Raw genomic sequence first — 20,953 nt, forward strand, 5'->3', positions numbered from 1 at the left:
TCTCAACAATCTGATATCTCCAAATCTAAAGCAATTTTAATTTGGTCATGTAAAACTGCATCAATATCATCTTTAGTCGTCAGCGGGTTAGCAATTACCGCACGCAACGCAGTTAGAGAAATTTCTCGATCTAAACAATTAATTCTTTTTGTTGTCCGTGAAATAAAAGTACGACCAGCTTGACGCTGACTTTTTTGCAGGCGCTCATTAAATATATTAATTTGTTTATTCTCGCTTTCTGCTAATTGCTTTTTAACTGCAACTTCTCTTAAAGACTGCGGAATATAACGATAAAGAAGTAAATTGATATCCGGTTCTGATAGTAACTCAAATTCCGGCATGGCATTGATACAATCAGCCATATATTGTGTCTTCTCGATTCCGGCATCAATCAGAAATTCATAACCTTTTAAACCTATCAGATGTAGCCCAGCATGTAAAAATAATGCCATACCGGGACGAGAACCTTCTAAAGCGCGTTTTCCTAAATCGAATGAACCTTTACGCATGGTATAGCTAGCATTTTTTTCAATAGCTGAAGCTAGGTGTGGTTCGCGCATAAATACCATGCCAATACCCATAGGTAAGTACAGCTGTTTATGTCCATCAATTGTGACTGAATCAGCGCGTTCAATACCAGCAAGTTTTTGTCGATGTTGTTCGGAAAAAATTAATGGCCCACCCCAAGCTGCATCTACATGAAAATGAACATTTGCAGCTTCGGCGATATCTGCAATATCTGAAAGTGAGTCTATATTACCAGAATCTGTAGTACCGGCAACGCCAGCGATCGCAATTATATGCAAATTTTTTGATTGACAATCTGCAACAGCCTGACGTAAAGCTACTAAGTCCACTTGGTTGTTCCTATTAGTAGGAATTTTAATCAAACTATGAGTACCTATGCCTAATAAATCTGCTGCCTTTTCAAAAGAAAAATGCATCAACTCAGAGCCAATTATTACTGCTCCTTGATAACCGTAGTAATCTAACGCTGCTGTTAAACCTGCCTTTTCTACACCTGGAAAGCTATTTTTTGCACCCAAAGATTTATTACGAGCGCACCATAACGCGATGATGTTCGCTGCGGTACCTCCAGAAACTAATATACCTAAAGTACTTTGGCTATTTTGTACATGCTCGCTATAAAATTCGTCAGAAAAGTTATAGATTAATCTATGAATCATTGCCAAAGCCTGACGTTCATAAGGACTAAAAGCTTTGGCTGTTTCTATTTTGACAACATTCTGATTCATTGCTGTCATCAGTTTTGCCAAAGGTCGTACAAAACAAGGCAGCGCAGAGGTCATGTGACCTATAAATCGGGGTGAAGATGTATGTATTGAATGATTAATAACATTACTTGCTAAATATTCCAGGTAGCTATCAAAATCAGCAGGATTAGTGGGAACTTGGCTATCAGCAAAGGTTTCTATTAATGAACTAAATTCAATACTTGAATTAGTGTTAACTGCATTTAAGAAATTATCAATCAACACATCAGTTTCAACAGCCATCTTAGCTTCTGTAGCGACTAAGCTATTAGATGGTGCAAATAATTCCATCACTTCATTGGCAACTGCATAGTGTGGCGTTAGCTCATTCTCCAAAAAGAGATTTTGCTGAGTTTTTTCTTGTCTTTGCTGACTTAATGCCATTTTCTACCCCACAAAGGATTTATGTTTTTGACTTCTTACTTTTGACTGGCTCGGCGATGGTTTTGTCTGGCTTCTTTGCGACGCTTAATTGAAGCAGACCTAACTTGAGGACGGTAAGAATCTTTTTGCGAAACAGCTTCTTCATCGCTAGTTAAAAACTCGGCAAGAGAACTGATAGTTGGTCTTTCATAAATGCTAATTATCGGAATATGGGTATTTAATTCTTTCTGTAACTGAGAGATAACCTCAACACCGATTAAAGAACTTCCTCCCAAATCAAAGAAGTTATCATAAATACCAATCTTTTCAATTCCTAAAACTTTTTGCCAAGCTTTTGTAACTATTTGCTCTACCTGATTACTAGGTGGAACGTACTCGTTTTGTAAGTTTCGTCTGGAATGAAGCGATAAAGTATCTGTATTATTTTGTAAAAAATGTCGTTTTATCCATTGCTCAATTCTTGGTTGTAATTCTCCCGCAGAAACAACAATCTGAGGAGTTTTAGTTAAACATAATACACGCCTAAAGACATCTATACCTTCCTTCCATGTCATGCGTAATTTTTCTAAGGCTACTCCCACAGTCAAGTCTTGGATATCGCCTTCTTCAGATTGCCAAGTATCCCAGTTCACGCTAATACAAGGAAACAAATTTTTTTGGTTATGCTTGTGAGCATAAGCATCCATAAAAATGTTAGCAGCAGAATAGGAAGTTAACCCTAAACCTCCTAAGACAGATGATGAGGAAGATGTGAATAAACAAAAATCTAGCCTTTGACCTTGCAAAACTTTTTCTAAGACAAATAGCCCATATACTTTAGGACTAAATTGTGCTTGGCTTTGAGCTTTAGAACTTTCTTCAATAGTGTAATACGCATCGTCATTAATTCCGGCGGTGTGGATGACACCATGAATTTTCCCAAAGCGTTCTTTAGCTAATTGTATAGCTTTTTGCATTTGTTGTTCGTTAGCTACATCAGCACTAATCGCTTCAACCTCAGCACCTAATTCCTCAAGCATCATCACTTTTTTCAGCTTTTGGCTAACTTCATTGGATTCATCATGATTTAGTAGCCATTCAGACCATTGATGTCTTTCTGGTAAGCCTTTTCTACCGATTAAAATTAGTTTAGCTTGTACTGTTTTTGCTAAGTATTCTGACATTGCTAAACCAATGCGACCAAGCCCGCCGGTGATTAGATAAACACCCCCTTTTTTTAACTTGGTTTTGCTGGTAATACTCTCATCTAAACGTATAGCTTCATAAGTTTTAATCCAGCGATGATTGCCACGATAAGCAATTAAGTTATCAGTTATTGGTGCTGTAAATTCTGTCAGTAACGAGTCTATTAGTGTTGGTGATGGCTTAGTTCTAGAGTCTGTAAGTATGATATCAAAGCAGCAGCAAGTTATGTTGAGATATTCTTGTGGAATTACATTGCATGGGCCCAATATAGTTGTTTTCTCAGGACATAAACTCTCGCTACCAGTAACATCATGTAGATTGCTGGTAACAATCATCAACTTTATTGGGTCAATGATATTCTGTTTTGCTAAGGCTTGTGCTAGAAACAGCAGACTATCAAAACCGAGATTTTGGCAATGCTCAAAAAACTGATATTGTGTCTCTGGGTCTAGCTTATGATTAGGTAAAATATCGTTAGGAGTTACGCTCCAAAAATGCGCGATTTGCCTACCTTCGTTAATCCAATTTTGTTCTTGCAGTACTTTAAATAAAGTATTATAGTCATCTCTTCGTTGGGGATTAATTACATAATTACAGTCATCAAATTTAGCAAATTTATCACCAAGCCTCACAAAAATTATATCTTGATTTTGTTGCTTGAGTCGATCTGCAATTTCTACTCCCACTCCATAGTTATCAACAAAAATTAACCAAGATGACTTTTCTTCTAGCAATTTCTCCTGTTGAATAAGCTCAACTGGTGTAGATTCTTTCCACCGAGGAACATAAAACCAGTCAGCAATATCTGGCTTTTTATCTGATTTTTTTGGCGACATCATTGCCAAAGTGGCATTTCGATTTACCTCAATCCAATAACGCTGGCGCTCAAATGGATAAGTAGGTAAAGGTAGGCGATGACGCTTTTCATTTACATAAAAACCAGACCAATCAATTTGAATTCCTACTAACCAAAGCCTACCCAAGGTATTAAGTAAAAATTCTATATCTGATTGTTGCTCTTGAGGATGCGGTATAGAGGTTAGTGTGATTACATCTGTTTGATGTTGTTTCGCTAAACTACTTAACGTCCGTCCCGGCCCGACTTCCAATAATATTTGTTCTGGTTGTTTCAATAACTCAGAAATTCCTAAGCTAAAGCGTACCGCTTCTCTTAAATGCCTAGCCCAATATTTAGGATTTGTTGCTTCAGTTGCAGTAATCCAAGTTCCACTAACATTAGAAATAAAAGGAATTTTCGGAGGATTAAGTTTTACTTCTTGTAATGACTGAATGAAAGTCTCAATGATGGGCGACATCATTTCAGAGTGAAAGGCGTGAGATGTATGCAAACGCCTACAATTTACGCCTATTTGTTGTAGTTTTTCTTGCAATCCTTCTATTGCTGTGTCTGAACCAGACACTACGCAAGAAGAAGGTCCATTAATGGCAGCTAGAGAGATTCCTTTTTCTAGAAATTGTTGTATTTTTTGTTCTGGAAGCTGAACTGAAAGCATAGCACCGCCGGGTAACTCTTGCATGAGTTTTCCTCGCGTTGCTACTATCGCTAAGGCATCTTCTAAAGTGAAAACTCCAGCTATAGTTGCAGCTACATATTCTCCAATACTATGACCAATCATTGCCTCTGGGCGCATACCCCAAGACATCCACAACTTGGACATAGCATATTCAATTACAAACAATGCTGGTTGAGTAATTGCTGTTTGTTGTAATTTTTGTGTTGCTTCTGGAATGTTTTCTTCCCTGGGATAAAGAACTTTACGTAAGTCTATTTCCAAGTGAGGTTTTAGTAGTTCGCAGCAGTAATCAACTTGTTCTCTAAATACGCTTTCATTTTCATATAATTCTCGACCCATATTTACATATTGCGAACCTTGTCCGGAAAACATAAACACAACCGAACGATTACAAGGTTCTTGGTAATAAGTAAAAGTTCTTTGCGGGTCTTGCAATGCGTTAATTGCATCTTCTTGATTTTGACAAACTACCATGCGGCGATGGTTGAAAGCCCAGCGACCCACTTGCAAAGTATGAGCAACGTCAGCGAGATTTAAATCTGGATGCTTTTGCAGATGATTAACCAGATTTTCTGTAGCAGTTTTTAGTGCTGTATTAGTCTTAGCTGAAAGTACCAGTAATTGATACCTTCTCCCCTGCTCCCCTGCTCCCATGCTCCCCTGCTGCGTTGGAGCTTCTTCTAAAATTACATGGGCATTTGTACCGCCAAAACCAAAGGAACTAACACCCGCACGGCGAGGAGTACCGTTTGTTTTCCACTCTGATAATTGATTATTTACATAAAAGGGACTGTTAGCAAAATCAATTTGAGGCGATGGTTCTTCAAAATTTAAACTAGGAGGAATTTGTTTATGTTTTAGGGCTAAAACAGTTTTAATTAAACCTGCTACACCGGCAGTTGAATCTAAATGTCCAATATTGGTTTTTACAGAACCAATGGCACAAAATCCTTTTTTCTGAGTTTTAGTACGAAAAGCTTGTGTTAATGCAGCGATTTCAAGGGGGTCACCTAAAGAAGTTCCGGTTCCATGCGCTTCAATATAGCTAATAGTTTCAGGTTCGACTTCAGCCATCACCTGAGCGGCTCGAATTACTTTCGCTTGACCATTGACACTGGGTGCGGTGTAGCTAACTTTATCGGAGCCGTCATTATTAATAGCAGAGCCTTTGATAATAGCATGGATGCAATCTCCATCTGCGATCGCTTCTTCTAATCGTTTTAAAACTACAAGACCTAAACCTCTTCCTTTCACGGTTCCCGCAGCCTTAGCATCAAAAGCACGGCAATGTCCATCAGGAGATTCAATTCCTCCTTCTTGATATAAATAACCGTCTGCTGTTGAGATTGAAACTCCTCCTGCTAAAGCAATATCGCATTCACCACTGAGTAAACTTTGACAAGCTAAATGTACGGCAACCAATGAACTCGAACAAGTAGTTTGAACCGCATAACTTGGCCCTTGCAAATTTAATTTATAAGACACAAGTGTAGTAACGTAATCTGGAGAATTTCCTTTTTCTATTTGCTTATCGCCCACAGAAGCTATCAAATCGTAATTAGAATAAATATTAAGTAGATAGCTGCCAAAACTCGTACCAGCGTAAACTCCAATAGGTTTTTTATATATCTGCGAACTATAACCAGCATCTTCAAGAGCTTTCCATGAATACTCTAAGAAAAAGCGCAATGAAGGCTCCATAACTTCAGCTTCTCTAGGGCTAAAGTCAAAGAATGCAGCATCAAACAAATCTATACCTTCGACTCGACCTTCTGCTTTCACATAATTCGGGTCATTTAGTAAGGTGGCATCTACACCTAAGTCTTTTAATTCTTGGTCGGTAAATTTATGAATCGACTCCACTCCGTCTCGGAGATTTTGCCAAAATTGCTCTATATTTTGAGCTTCTGGAAAACAGCCACTCATGCCAATAATAGCTATTTCCAAACCAGTTTTATTATTGAAATATCCTGAATCTTCCATAATTAATTTGGCTGTCTGCCGTTACACATTATGTTGTTTCTTTTGTAAAAAGCGTTGCTTTAATCTAGCTTTACCAGCTTCTATCTGTTCGTTTAATTTATTGCTTTGATTTTCAAAACTATCATCTTCTTCTTGGCTTAAGTATCGAGATATAGAACTGATTGTTGGATATTTAAACAAGTCAGTTATTGCTAAGTCTGGTTTAAAAAGCTCTCGGAGTTTGCTGTAAACTTGAAGCACATTTAGCGAATGTCCGCCAAGGTCAAAAAAGTTATCTTGAATGCCAACTTTCTCCACCTTGAGAATTTTTTGCCAAATATCGGCAATTGTGTGTTCCATCTCATTTCGCGGCAATACATAAGCTGTTTCTAGTACTGGGCGAAGATTATCTGGTTTTGGTAGAGCTTTCCTGTCCACCTTTCCGCTAGGTGCTAGAGGCAGATTTTCTAGCATCACAAAGGCAGAAGGTAACATGTGGTCAGGTAACTTTTCTTTTAAGAAAGTACGCAATTCACTAATACTAGGAACTGGCGATCTTTTGGCAACTATATAGGCAACAATTAATAAGTTACCTGGTTGGTCTTCTTGAACTATGACTACATTTTCACGTACATTCGGGTGCTGATTTAAAAATGTTTCAATTTCCCCAAGTTCAACCCGGAAACCACGAATTTTTACTTGATGGTCAATGCGTCCAAGAAATTCCATATTTCCATCAGCCAGCCATCTGCCTAAATCTCCAGTTTTATAGATTAAATCCTGGCGATTTGGTGGTAACTTCTTCCTATTATCTGGAAATGGGTTAGGAACAAAACTTAAATTAGTTTTTTCTGCATTCTTCCAATACCCCGCGCCGACACCAATTCCCGATACACAAATTTCTCCCGGAGCGCCGATAGGTAATAGTTGCATTTGCTCATCTAGAATGTAGAGATTCAAGTTGGCTAATGGTTTACCAATTGGAACTGTTCGCTGATTTTCACCGAAAGGCTGGTTAACAATAAATTGAGTAATATCGTCAGCAGCCTCGGTAGGGCCGTAAGCGTTAACAATTTTGATTTGAGGATATATCTGGAGCCACTTATTTACCCAACTTACTGATACTGGTTCTCCTACAACCATCATCCATTTCAAATCGGGTAATTCTCTTTCATGAATTCCTAGCTGGGAAGTATATTCCAGTAAGCCGCCAAATAATGCTGGTACTAATTCAACAACTGTAATTTTTTCTGATTTGAGTGCCTTAAATAGTTTATCAGGAATTCCAACAGTTTCTACATCAACTATTACTGTTTTGCCACCAATTAAAAGTGGTGCTAAAAATTGCCAGACGGAAATATCTGTCGATGAAGGAGCGCTTTGAAGAAAAGAAAATTCTTCTGTTAACTGCAACTCATCAAATTGGGCATAAATATGATTAATTGCACCATCATGTCTGACAATTGCTCCTTTTGGTAATCCTGTAGACCCAGAAGTATAGAGCATATAAGCTGGGTCAGCAGCATCATTAATAGCTTCTATATTATCATTAGGCAGATGTTCAAAATCTAACTTATTATATATCTTTAATTGTGGGCGATCGCCAACCAAGTTATGACCAGGAACAATACTATCCAAACAAATAATAGATGATAGCTGCGAACAATCTTCTGCTAAGTCTGATAAAGCATTCAATAACGAAGAATCTGTGAACAAGAACCTCAATTCGCTATTAAATAACATATATTTAATGCGATTCGCCGGGTAAGTACTATCAATCGGTACATAAGCTCCACCTGCCTTGTAGATAGCAAGGATAGCAATGAGGAAATTAATATCGCGGTCTTTGAAAATCCCTACAAACTCTCCTTGATTAATTCCTAATTTACGCAATAAATCAGCTAGTTGATTAGCTTGATAATTTAGCTCTTGATAAGTTAATTTAGTTTGTTTATTAATTACAGCTATGTTGTTTGGAGTCTGAGATACTTGCTTTTCAAATAATTGATTTATTGTCCGATCAACTGGATACTCTTTAGTATTGTTGTTGTAGTTATGTAATAGTTTATATCTATCAAAGTCTTTTAAGAAAGTAATATCTGAAATTTTGATCTTAACTTGATTCAGACAGCTTTCTAGAACATTGACATAACATCTGCTCATCAACTTAATATTTTCATCTTGAAACAGATGTTCGCTATATTCTATATCAGCATTAATACTTTCCCCATTAACTGTAAAAGAAATTGTAATGTCATTATTGAGTTGGTTTAACTCGGTTCTTTGGTGAATATTTTCTAATAAAATTACTATGTCAAAAATTGGACAACGATTAGTAATTGTCGGTATTTCTAATAATTTAATTAATTCATTGAAATTATAGTTTTGATGGCTATAAGCAGCTATGGCAGCATCTTTTACTTGTAAAACAAAATCTTGGAATGAAAACTGAGACTTAACTTGAGTACGCAAAGGAATCACTTTGCTATTTACGTCATCTGTTCCAATTTTTTCATATACTGGTATGCCAACAATAACATCATTATTTCGCGTATATTTTGGCAGCAATATTTTCAGCGCAGATACAAGTATTAAATAAATTGAAAAATAAGAACCTTTCCCAAGTTTAACGATTGCTTGAGATAAATCATTTGATAAATCAAAGCTTAGAGATTTTTTGCTCCCAGTAGGGAATAAAGGTCTTGCATAGTCCAGCATTAAATTTGTTTCTGGCAATTCTACCGATAGTTTATTTAGCCAATAAATTTTTTCTGAGAATGTGTCATGCGAGTGTAGATGTAAACCCATAATCTTTTCCTGATAATCAACTACTTGGCGAATTAACTAATACGTAAATTTAATTTGAGATACAATCATCAAAGGCTGCTTTGATAATTGAACAACCCTTTTGCAAGCTGGACATATCAATTATTAAAGGTGGCAGAATTTTAATTACGCTATCATTTCTGCCTGCTTTTTCAATGATTAATCCTAGTTCAAAACAACGCGATGTGATATGTTGAGATAAAGCGCGATCGCTAAAATCTTTTACATCAATTCCCCAAATCATTCCAATCCCGCGGATTGAAATCTTTTCACTAATTGGTGCTATTTCCTGATTGAGAAAATTTTTCAAAAAAAGCTCTTTAGCTTTCACGTCTTGTTCAAAATCATAACTTTCTCGATACTCTAGAGCCGCTGTTGCTCCAATAAATGCTAATTGATTTCCTCTAAAAGTACCATTATGTTCGCCAGGTTCCCAGATATCCAACTCTGGCTTAATTAATAATAGCGACATGGGGAACCCATACCCGCTAATTGATTTAGAGAGTACTACCATATCGGGAACAATATCTGCTCTTTCAAAAGAAAAGAAAGATCCAGTTCGACCGCAGCCGACTTGAATATCATCGCAGATTAATAAAATATCATTCTCATCACACAACTTTCTTAATCTTTGCATCCAGTCAATGGGAGCTACAATAACTCCACCTTCGGCTTGCACTGTTTCAAAGATTATTGCTGCCGGTTTTTCAATTCCAGAATTAACGTCATTTAAAACCGATTGTATATATTCTATTGTGTCAAAACTCTCCATAAATCCATAAGGATAAGGCATAAATGTTACATTACTTGATGTACCAATTGTGCCTGCTCGAATTCCGACATTACCACTAATTGCTAAACTACCTAAAGTCATTCCATGATATCCTCCCATGAAGGAGAAAATACCCGGTCTTTTTTTAACTTTTCTGGCTAACTTTAAAGCAGCTTCAACTGCATTTGTTCCTGTTGGCCCGCAAAATTGAATGCGATAATCTAGTTTTTTTGAACTGAGTACGACTTCATCAAACTTCGCTAAAAACTTTTCTTTAGCCGAAGTATACATATCTAACCCGTGTGCAATTCCATCAGCATCTAAATATGAAATAACCCTTTGTTTTATATAATCATGGTTATGTCCATAATTTAAAGCCCCTGCTCCAGCGAAAAAATCAATATATTCTTTCCCTGATTCCGAATAAATTATAGAACCTTTAGCCCTATGAAAGATATCCGGAAAATTATGGCAATAAATTCTGACGTTAGATTCACGCTTTTCAAATATGTTCATGAGATTTTTTGATTTGAATTACAAACCGAGCATATAGCGATTTCCAGTTAAGTGAGGTACAGAATTAATGTTTTTAAACGCAGAGAAGCGCAGAGTCAAGCGCAGAGGTACGCAGAGGTTTAGCCAATAAGATAAGCAATGTACTAAGTACCTCAGCAGACTAGGAAACACTATAACTTTTTAAGAAACATAATTGAGATAAGATTTATAGAATTTGAAAATTATTTGAGGGGGTACTTTAAATACTAAGCCCATCGTTAATAACCAGTTATAATATACATTTTGAACTGGCATTCCTTTTTTAATAGCTGCTAGAGCAGTGAGTGAACTTTTTTGAGTATGCCAATCGATATTAAAAGAAATTGACATATCTAAACTTCTAACATGATGCAGCGTTCCAGGAGGCATATATAAAATCTCCCCAGGATTGACAATAAATGTAATCGGTCTGGCGTTTTTGTAATCAGGATATTTATTAAAATCTGGATTTTCTGGATTAACACCAAACCATCTCCAGCCTTGGCGATAACAATATTTGGCGTCTTCAGGTAATAAGATGGTAAATTGTTTGCGTCCGGCAATTTGGAAAAAAATATTGTTAGTGAGAAGACAATCAAAATGTAGCGGTGTAATACTGTTAGAAGAACCTAAGAAAAACTGGCAGTAACGCCACCATTTGTACCAATACCATTCTGGCAAATATTCAAAAGGAAATGGTTTAACGTCCTCTATTAGTGAAGGAATTAAGCTAAATAAAGGTAAGTCATGGCAATATGGTGGCAAAGGATGATTTTCAGGATATTTTTCATAGCTTTCTATTAACTCTATATATTTTTTCATTGTCAAACGGCATATTTCGATTTCCTTGTTGCTAAATCTTTTGGCATAAATATTTAGAGAGGGTGAGATTTTTTTTAAGTATTTTAAAGACCATTTATCAAACCCACTCCAATTAGAAATTACTCCAGAAATTATAACTGGTTTACCTAGTTCAACATAACTTTTTTTGAATTCATCAGTTGATGGTTTATATCTTCTTTCTATTGCAGAGGAAATAATCATGCTTGAATACCTTAAAATGTTGCAGCTAATTCCCAATCAAATGATGCTTCTTTTTCTAAAGCAGTTAATATTTGCTGTTGTTGTGGCGTTAAAAGTGATAGTTTTTTGATTGGAACATCAGGATTATTGATGATTTCTTGGAGAAGTACTTGAAAATCTCTAATTATTCCAGTAATTGTAGCAAGATCAAATCTAGAAGCATTGTATGAAATCGCTACTATGATTTCTGATTCTGGGTAGATAACTAAATTTAAAGGATAGTTGTTTCTGTAATAGGTTCCAGTCGGTTCAAATTCTATATTTCCTTTCCAATTTCTGACAAATTGACTAACTGGAAGGTTCTCAACTACAACAATTGTTTCAAACAATGGTAAATTGCGGGGTACTTCACTCCAGCCTTGAATTTGCGTTAGGGGAGTATATTCATGATGACGCGCTTCTACTAATTGGGTCTGAAAATCTTGTAGCCATGACAATACTTGTTGGTTAGGATTTAACTTGACATTAATTGGTAAGGTATTTATAAACATACCAACCATTGAATGTACGTCGGCTAAGTCTACTGGTCTTCCTGTAACAGTACATCCATACATGATGTTGTCACGACAAGTGTAACGGCTCAGAAGAATAGACCAGATTCCATGAACTAATGTGGCAAGAGTTAGACGATTTTTTGTAGCAAAAGATAGCAGCGTTTTTGTAGTTGCTTCTGATAATTGAATTTTTTCTTCGTCGTACCTTTCTTTTTGGTCAGGTAGTTGATTATTTTCTATATAAGTTAAGGGAGTTGGCGCTTTTATTCCTTGTAGTGCTTGCCGCCAATAACTTTCGGTCTTAGCTATATTCTGTTGCTGTAACCAGTCGATATAATTCCTAAAAGCAAGCACTGGCGGTAAGTTAGCTTGTTTAGATTCACAAAGTGCTGCGTAAATTTGTAGGCATTCTTCTAATATTATCGGAGTTGTCCAGCCGTCTATAATTATATGGTGATTGCTCCAAATAAATTCATAGCAATTATCTGCAAGACGAATTAAAGATAGACGCATTAAACATGGTTGGGAAAAGTCAAAACCTAATTGGCGATCGCTCTCTAAAAATAACTTCAATTTATTTTGTTGTTCTGCTTGCTCAACACCACGCCAATCATATTGATTTAGACTAATTTTTACTTGTTTATAGACAACTTGTAATGGATTATCAATATCTTCCCAATAAAATCCTGTACGCAAAATAGTATGTCTATCTACTACTTGCTGCCATGCTTTTTCAAAAGCCTCTATATTTGGATGCCCGTGCAAAGTTAAGGTATGGTGAAAGAAATATAACGCTGATTCTCTCGCATACAAACAATGGAATAGCATCCCCTTTTGAACTGGTGTAAGTTCATATATATCTTCTACATTTTCTGGTTTCATTATGCTTTTTTCTCACTTAATCGGTTGATTTTTGCGAACAATTTGTCTAAGTCTTGTTGGTTCAAGTTAGCTCTGGGAAAATCAGACGGTGTATATTTTTCTGCTCGATCCTGAGTGGGTGTAAGATAAACCTCTCCATCTTTGGAATCGTTTTGCTTAGTCTCATTTAAATTTGCTGCTATTACTAATTCAGCAATAGTTTGGTGCAGAAACATTTGTTGAGAAGTTAACTTGAGACCTAATTGGTTAGCTTTGGCAACAATTTGAATTGTAATAATTGAGTCTCCTGCCAACTCAAAGAAGTTATCATGAATACCCACCTTGTCAATTCCCAAAAATTGTTGCCAAATATCCGCTAGAGTCTGCTCGACTTCGTTACGAGGCGCAACGTAAGCATTTGCTAAGTTTGGACGTGGATGCCTGAATTGGGCGGAATTTGTTTCTGATGTCTCTGACAAAAGACTTAAATCTTGGTCTATATAATTGAAAGAATTATTCTGTTCAATTACTTGTTGAAAGTCTTGGGTTGAGACAACAACACGAGGCAAACCACTTAACAAAATACGATTAAAAGCTTCAGCACCTTCTTGAGGTAGTATTCCTTTTTTAATTTCTTCTTCACGTTGCAGCTTTAATTGTTCTGGTAGTGTTGTTTCTACTGCCATCCCTACTTCTTGCCAAGTATCCCAGTTGATTGACACCGTGAATTCATCACATTGAGAAGCACGATAATTTGCATAAACATCTAGAAATGCATTGGCAGCACAATAATCTACCTGTCCAAATTCACTCAAGATAGAACTTTGGGATGAACAAAGCACCAAGAAATCTAAAGTAATATGTTTGAACTTTAAAATCTGCTCTAATACTAATGTGCCTTTGACTTTTGATGCCAAAACACTGTTTGCTACATCCTCTGTTTTGAGTTGAATTATTCCACCGCCAGCGATACCCGCTGCATGAATGACGCCATTAATTTGGCCAAATTTTTCTAAAGTTTCACTAATAGCTACCTGCATTTCTTCGTAGTTGGCGACATCGGCACTTTTAATCTCAATTTCCGATCCTAATTTTTCAAGTGCCAACATTTTTTGGATCTTGCGGCTAACAGAATCTTGGCGATCGTGAGTTTCTAGCCATTGTTGCCATTGCGATCGCTCTGGTAATCCCTTTCTACCAATTAAGATTAATTTAGCTTGTACTGTCTTCGCTAAATGTTCCGCCAGCACCAAACCTATACCGCCAAGTCCACCAGTAATTAAGTAAACTCCTGCTTTTTTTAACTTAGCTTTACCTGGGATATTTTCATCTAAACGCACATTTTCAAAGGTTGGAATCCAGCGATAATGTCCCCGATAAGCAACTATATTTTCGGTTTGCTGCGTTGTTACTTCTCTAATCAGATACTTGGCAAATTTATCGGAAATTTGAGCAGTAGGGATTATTACATCAATAAGAGAGCAATGAATATTTGGATATTCCTTGGGAATTACCTTACAAGCACCCAATATCGTTGCTTTCTCTGGGCATAGCTTTTCATCGCCGATGACATTATATAGATTATTAGTTACAATTTTTAACTTCAGAGAATCACTGATATTTTGCTTTCCTAATGCCTGCGTCAAATACAATAAACTCCAAAAGCCGAGCTTCTGACAATTTTCAAAAGTAGGTAAAGTATCATTTGGCGTAATGCTCCAAAAATGAGCGATATGCCATCCGGCACGCTTCGCGATCGCATTTGGAATCAAACTCTGCTTTTGCAGTTCTTCAAATAAAGCATCGTAATCATTTTTCTGCTGTGGGTTAATAGTATATGTATATTTTTCGATCTGAGTAAATTTCTCACCGATGCTAACTTTAATTACATTTTGACTTTGCTGTTGGAGTTGTTTGGCAACTGCATCACCAACTCCATAGTCATCGATAAAAATTAACCAGCAGGTATTTTTTTCAATTGCTTGGAATAATTCAATTGGTGTAGATTGTTTCCAACTTGGGATATAAAACCAATCAGTAATATTTGGCTTTTTACCTAATGATTTTGGCGATATTGTTGATAACCCAGTCTCAGAATTAGCCTCAATCCAATAACGTTGACGCTCAAAAGGATAAGTAGGTAAAGGAATGTGTCTGCGTTGTTCGCGAGCATAAAAGCCCGCCCAATTTATCGGCAATCCTGCTAACCAAAGCCGAGAGAGAGTATTAAGCAAAAATGCCACATCAGAAACTTGTTCTTGGGGATGTCGCAGCGAAGTTAGCACCATAGTTTGTGAAGCTAACTGTCGTTTAGCTAGGGTAGTTAATGTGCGTCCTGGGCCGACTTCTAAAAATATTCGCTCTGGTTGTTGCAGCAGTTCAGCAATTCCCTCGTTAAACAATACCGCTTGTCGTAAATGTTTAGTCCAGTAGTCAGGATCGGTTGCTTGCTCTGCCGTAATCCAAGTTCCAGTAACATTAGAAACAAAAGGAATTTGAGGTGGTTTCAGATTGACTTTTCTAACGTGTTGTACAAATAACTCTAAAATCGGCTCCATCATTTGGGAATGGAAAGCATGAGATGTATGCAGACGGCGACAATCTATACCTTGCTCAGTCAATTTATTTTGTAATATTTCTATAGCATTTGTAGCGCCAGAAACTACACAAAGAGATGGTGCATTACTCGCTGCTAAAGAAAGTTCTGAATCCAACATTGGTTGTATTTCTTGAGCAGAAATAGAAACAGAAAGCATCGACCCAGGTTCGAGATTTTGCATTAATTGTCCGCGAATTGCGACTAAAGTCAGTGCCTCTTCTAAATAAAAAACACCGGAAATGCAAGCGGCTACATACTCACCAATGCTGTGACCAATCATCGCTTGTGGATGCACACCCCACGACATCCAAAGTTTAGCCAGAGCATATTCAATTACAAATAATGCAGGTTGGGTTAATGAAGTTTGTTGGAGTTGTTCTGTTGTAGTTCCTAATGTTGGGGGATAAATTATATCTTTGAGATTTAACTTTAAACGCGCTTCCAAAAATTCACAGCAATCATCAACTTGTTGGCGAAAAATAGATTCTGTTTCATATAATTCCCGTCCCATGTTTACATACTGCGCTCCCTGTCCGGGAAACATAAACACAATTGGATGGTTACGGGCTTCTGAACAATTGCTAAAAATTCCTTGTTTATCTGGCGCTGTTAGTGTTTTTATTGCATCTGGAATATTCTGACATAACAACACTCGACGATGGTTAAAATTTCGGCGGCCAACTTGCAAAGTATAGGCTACATCGGCAAGATTAATTTGAGGATGCTGTGCCAAATAATTAGCAAGATTAGTTGTAGTAGATTCCAATGCTGTTGGAGTTTTGGCAGAGATAGCCAATAAATGCCAGGGACGAGAAATACTTTCTTTGGTTGCAAAAAATGGAGCTTCTTCTAATATTACATGGGCATTAGTACCGCCAATACCAAAAGAACTAACTCCTGCACGTCTAGGATGTTTGTCTGCTTTCCATTCAGAAAGTTTATTGTTGACATAAAAAGGACTGTTGGCGAAATCGATTTGAGGATTTGGTTCCTCAAAATGCAAGCTAGGAGGAATGTGTTTGTGTTTGAGAGCTAAAACTGTTTTAATTAAACCTGCAACGCCAGCGGCTGCATCTAAGTGTCCAATATTTGTTTTTAAAGAACCAATCGCACAGAAATTTTGATTTTTTGTACTACTTTGAAATGCTTGCGTTAGTGCAGCAATTTCAATCGGATCTCCTAAGCAAGTTCCCGTTCCGTGAGCTTCAATATAAGTGATTGTTTCTGGTTCTACTTCTGCAACAACTTGAGCGGTTTTAATAACTTTGGCTTGGCCTTCTATCCGGGGTGCTGTGTAGCTAACTTTGTTTGAACCGTCGTTATTAATGGCAGAACCTTTAATTACAGCATGAATAAAATCTCCATCACTTAATGTATCTTCTAATCTTTTTAAAACAACGATTCCCACACCTTCACCACTTACAGTTCCTTGTGCTTTGGCATCAAAAGCGCGGCAATGTCCGTCAGGAGATTTAATACCTCCCTCTTTATATAGATAGCCAGCTTTTCTTGATGCATTGACAGAAACGCCACCAACCAAAGCAATATCACATTCACCGTTGAGTAAACTTTGGCAGGCTAAATGTACAGCGACTAATGAACTCGAACAAGCTGTTTGAACTGCATAGCTAGGCCCAGTTAAATTAAGTTTATAAGAAGTACGTGTAGCTAGATAATCTTTATCAGCAGCAATTGTTAGCTGATGTTCGTCTATTGAGTTTCTAATATTTTGATTAAAATAAATGTTTAGTAAATAACCGCTTAAGTTAGATCCAGCAAAAACACCTATGGAACCATTATAGGTTTCCGAATTATATCCTGCGTTTTCCAATGCTTCCCAAGCACACTCTAAAAAAATCCGGTGTTGAGGATCGGTCATTTCTGCATCTCTGGGATTAAAACCAAAGAAGGCAGCGTCAAAAAGTTCTGCATCTTCTAAGACAGCATTAGCTTTTACATAATTGGGATTAGTAATAAGTGCTGGATCTACTCCTGCTGCTAATAGTTCTTCGTCACTAAAAAAAGAAATTGACTCTACACCATTTTGGAGATTATGCCAAAATTCCTCAAGATTTTTCGCCCCAGGAAATCTTCCTGCTAATCCGATAATTGCGATTTCTGAACCGTTATTAGAATATGTTTCGCTTGGAATATTCATAATTTATAAATTCCTTAATTATTTTCAACTGATTTAAGTTTTTGCAACCGTTTTCTTTGTTGCGCTTTACCAGCTGAAATTTTTTCTGTTTGGATCTCAGTTTCCTGTAAAGATACTGTTTGATTTGCAGATGAGCTTAAATACTCTGCTAAAGAATTGATGGTGGGATATCTAAACAAATCAAGGGTTGAGAGTTCTGCATTATTTAATATTGTCTGCAATTGGCTGTGAACTGCAACTAAAAGTAATGAATGACCGCCAATTTCAAAGAAATTATCATGAATACCTATTTTTTCAAGATTTAAAGCTTTCTGCCAAACTGAAGCTATTGTTTTTTCTACTTCAGTTTGTGGTACCACATAAGCAACTTCTAATTCTGGGCGTAGAGCATCTGGCATTGGCAATGCTCGACGGTCTACTTTGCCATTAGATGTTAGTGGAAATGCTTTTAATATCATAAAGGCTGTTGGTACCATATGGTCAAGTAATTTATTTTGTAAGAAGCGCCGCAGTTCAGAAATTGTTAGCGTTTTGTCTGGATGAAGAGTTATATATGCTGTTAAATTTTGATTTCCTGGTTTATCCTCCCGAACGATCGCCACACTTGCAGATACTGATGGATGTTGATTGATAACGGCTTCAATTTCTCCTAATTCAACACGGAAACCCCGGATTTTTATTTGGTTATCAATTCTACCGATATACTCAATATCTCCACTCGGTAAAAAGCGAACTAGATCCCCAGTTTTGTAAAGGCGATCGCCTGCTTGTTTACTAAAAGGATTGGGAATAAATTTCAAAGCTGTTAATTCAGGTTGATTTAAATAACCCCTAGCTAATCCAATTCCGCTAATGTGTAATTCACCCGCTACACCTGTTGGTACTGGTTGCAAATATTGGTCTAAAATGTACAGTTGAGTATTAGCGATCGGTTTACCAATGGGTATGGAACCTGAAGTATGTTTTCCTATTGGAATTTGGTAAATACAGCAACCTACTACTGTTTCTGTAGGGCCGTATTCGTTTACTAATATCGTATCTGGGGCTACATCTTGCCAGAAAGTAATGCTTTCGGCTAATAAATTTTCCCCACCAATAATAAAAGCTCTCGTTTTATTTGCTATCTCTTCTTTAGATAACTGTTGTTTTAATAAATCTAAGTGCGCGGGAGTGATTTTGACCAAGCTTAAATTCGAGCTTTTCTTTAAAGCTTGAGAAAGTGTTTCAATTCCTTGTTCTTCTGATAATAACTCTGCTGTGCGGCCGACTAATAAAGGTGATAATAGGCTGGTGATGGTTAAGTCAAAACCCAGAGGTGAGTGGACTAGAGTTCCTACTCCTTGTTCTACTGTATATCTTTGAGTAGCCCAACAGAGGTAATTAACTAATCCTTGATGGGAAATTAAAGTTCCTTTAGGTTTACCAGTGGAACCAGAAGTGTAAATAACATAAGCTAAATTTAATGCAGATGTTATAGTAATTGGGTTATCAATTTTTTGTTCTTTTATCGTTTGCCAATCGCTATCAATACAAATTACTTTAATTTCATTTGTAGCTAAATCTGCCATTAAATGCTGTTGAGTCAATAGCACTGGCATTTGAGAATCTTTTAGGATAAAAGCTTTTCTTTCTAAGGGATAGTTAGGGTCAATCGGTACATAAGCACCACCCGCTTTTAAGATGCCTAAAAGTGCAATTAACATTAAAGGCGATCGCTCTACACAAATCCCCACCATTACATCAGGTTTCACGCCTAATTTTTGTAGGTAATGAGCTAGCTGGTTAGCACGATTATTTAATTCTTGATAGGTAAATTGCTGATTTTTATAAACAATAGCAATTTTGTCTGATGTGCGTTCTACTTGTTCTGCAAAAAGTTGATGGAAACATTTATCTGCTACAAAAGCAGTTTGTGTATTATTAAACTCAATCAACAGTTTTTGTCGTTCAATATCGCTAAGTATTTCTAATTCACTTAGCAGTGCATCTGGATAGTTAGTTACATTTTCCAATAGAGTAGAAAATTGTCCTGATAACCGTTCGATATCTTCTGGCAAGAATAATTCTGAATCATAGTGCCATTCAGCGTGAAGAGAGCTTTCAGTACGTATAAACGATAATTTTACTTTGAATATGTCAAAACAAACATATTGCTGTAGTAGAGAAAATTTAACTGTACTTGTAGTCAATATTTGTTGATTTTGCTCTATAAACTCAAAGCAAAAGGGTAAGACTAATCCTGAAATTAACTCCCAATTAAAACAATCTTGCCATTCATAAGCTTGATTTTGATTCAAAGTAATTTGCTCTAAAGCTTCGCTAAACTTTAAATTACCTTGCAGATAGCAATCCACTGGTACATATTTGGCAAGTAGTCCCAGCATTGCTTGGAGTTCTTCTTCCGATCTACCATCGCAATGAGTACCAACAACCATATTTGGTACATTAGTCAAACGCCATAATAGTATTTGCCAGCATGTTAGTAATAATGACGATTCAGTAGTATTGAATTTTTCGGCGATCGCATTTATTTTAGCTATCAGTTGAGGCGGAATTATCTGAGTAAAAATTTGTGGTTTAAATTCAGTTGTAGCAGGTAATAGATTTTCATTTGGCAGTTTCAAGTTGAAAATATGGTTAATATCTTTTTCTCGCCAATATTCTCTACCATTTTCTGCTTCTTCTGACTCTAATAATTCATTCTGCCAGTCTGAAAAAACGATATATTGCACTGGTTCATCATCATATAAATTACCAGTGTAAGCATGAGTTATTTCTGTTAATAAATTATTCAGTGAAGTTCTATCTGTGTATAAACCAGGTAAGTTTAACAGTAATAAATATTTAGATTCTGGAAGGATAACTAGAGATATCTGTAATGATGATTTCTCTAAATCGAATTTTTGCTGTTTAATAGATTCAATTAATAATTCAAGAGTATTATTTTGTTTTTCAGGTGTAATCGAACTAAAATCATGTTCTTTTATTAATAAATTGCTGTTGTTTTCAATTACTTGTAGTGGAATATTCATTCCTGGCAAGCAGCGAAAACTAGTGCAAAGGATTTGATGTCTATTGACAATACTTTTTAAGGCAGTCTTAAAGGTCTCTATATTTAAATTACCTGTAATTTCCACCGCAGTAAATGAATAATAGGCAATGCTATTGTTATCTTGTTGTAGTAGCCATAAATGTTTTTGCTGTGGTGAAAGTTGGAAACCGTGAATTACTTGATTATTCATATAACGAACCGCAGAGACGCTGAGGGCACAGAGAGGGGAGAGAA

General features: G+C 36.6%; 8 protein-coding genes. All 8 read right to left on the reverse strand.

Features of this window, described 5'->3' with window-relative positions; all coding sequences use genetic code 11:
• Positions 1-2: 2 nt before the first annotated feature.
• Positions 3-1,658, reverse strand: coding sequence for a pyridoxal-dependent aspartate 1-decarboxylase PanP (panP, locus tag H6H03_RS09275; protein ID WP_190954848.1), 1,656 nt, complete (start codon positions 1,656-1,658; stop codon positions 3-5).
• A gap of 35 nt (positions 1,659-1,693) precedes the next feature.
• Positions 1,694-6,361, reverse strand: coding sequence for a type I polyketide synthase (locus H6H03_RS09280; RefSeq protein WP_190954849.1), 4,668 nt, complete (start codon positions 6,359-6,361; stop codon positions 1,694-1,696).
• A 21-nt stretch (positions 6,362-6,382) separates the two neighbouring features.
• A complete protein-coding gene (locus H6H03_RS09285; protein ID WP_190954850.1) occupies positions 6,383-9,148 on the reverse strand; it encodes a non-ribosomal peptide synthetase in 2,766 nt (921 codons plus the stop codon).
• A 49-nt stretch (positions 9,149-9,197) separates the two neighbouring features.
• Positions 9,198-10,454: a diaminobutyrate--2-oxoglutarate transaminase gene (gene ectB, locus H6H03_RS09290; RefSeq protein ID WP_190954851.1), complete on the reverse strand. Its 1,257-nt coding sequence runs from the start codon at positions 10,452-10,454 to the stop codon at positions 9,198-9,200.
• A gap of 180 nt (positions 10,455-10,634) precedes the next feature.
• On the reverse strand, positions 10,635-11,516 hold the full coding sequence (locus H6H03_RS09295; RefSeq protein WP_190954852.1) for a cupin-like domain-containing protein: 882 nt from the start codon (positions 11,514-11,516) through the stop codon (positions 10,635-10,637).
• 11 nt (positions 11,517-11,527) lie between these two features.
• The gene (locus H6H03_RS09300; RefSeq protein WP_190954853.1) at positions 11,528-12,931 is read right to left on the reverse strand and encodes a condensation domain-containing protein; all 1,404 of its coding nucleotides are present in this window, start codon (positions 12,929-12,931) and stop codon (positions 11,528-11,530) included.
• Complete coding sequence (locus tag H6H03_RS09305; protein ID WP_190954854.1) at positions 12,931-17,667, reverse strand: type I polyketide synthase; 4,737 nt, start codon at positions 17,665-17,667, stop codon at positions 12,931-12,933. Before H6H03_RS09305 ends, H6H03_RS09300 begins: the two co-directional genes overlap by 1 nt.
• 14 nt (positions 17,668-17,681) lie before the next feature.
• A complete protein-coding gene (locus H6H03_RS09310) occupies positions 17,682-20,909 on the reverse strand; it encodes a non-ribosomal peptide synthetase (protein ID WP_190954855.1) in 3,228 nt (1,075 codons plus the stop codon).
• Positions 20,910-20,953: the final 44 nt, after the last annotated feature.

Origin of the sequence: Nostoc paludosum FACHB-159 (genome assembly GCF_014698835.1) — a bacterium.
In the GTDB taxonomy this organism is placed as follows: Bacteria; Cyanobacteriota; Cyanobacteriia; order Cyanobacteriales; family Nostocaceae; genus Nostoc; species Nostoc paludosum.

Excerpts from the sequence above, each read along its gene's own strand:
- H6H03_RS09295 (WP_190954852.1), bottom strand. The coding sequence starts at position 11,516 with ATGATTATTTCCTCTGCAATAGAAAGAAGATATAAACCATCAACTGAT.
- H6H03_RS09305 (WP_190954854.1), bottom strand. The coding sequence starts at position 17,667 with ATGAATATTCCAAGCGAAACATATTCTAATAACGGTTCAGAAATCGCA.
- H6H03_RS09310 (WP_190954855.1), bottom strand. The coding sequence starts at position 20,909 with ATGAATAATCAAGTAATTCACGGTTTCCAACTTTCACCACAGCAAAAA.
- ectB (WP_190954851.1), bottom strand. The coding sequence starts at position 10,454 with ATGAACATATTTGAAAAGCGTGAATCTAACGTCAGAATTTATTGCCAT.
- H6H03_RS09285 (WP_190954850.1), bottom strand. The coding sequence starts at position 9,148 with ATGGGTTTACATCTACACTCGCATGACACATTCTCAGAAAAAATTTAT.
- H6H03_RS09300 (WP_190954853.1), bottom strand. The coding sequence starts at position 12,931 with ATGAAACCAGAAAATGTAGAAGATATATATGAACTTACACCAGTTCAA.
- H6H03_RS09280 (WP_190954849.1), bottom strand. The coding sequence starts at position 6,361 with ATGGAAGATTCAGGATATTTCAATAATAAAACTGGTTTGGAAATAGCT.
- panP (WP_190954848.1), bottom strand. The coding sequence starts at position 1,658 with ATGGCATTAAGTCAGCAAAGACAAGAAAAAACTCAGCAAAATCTCTTT.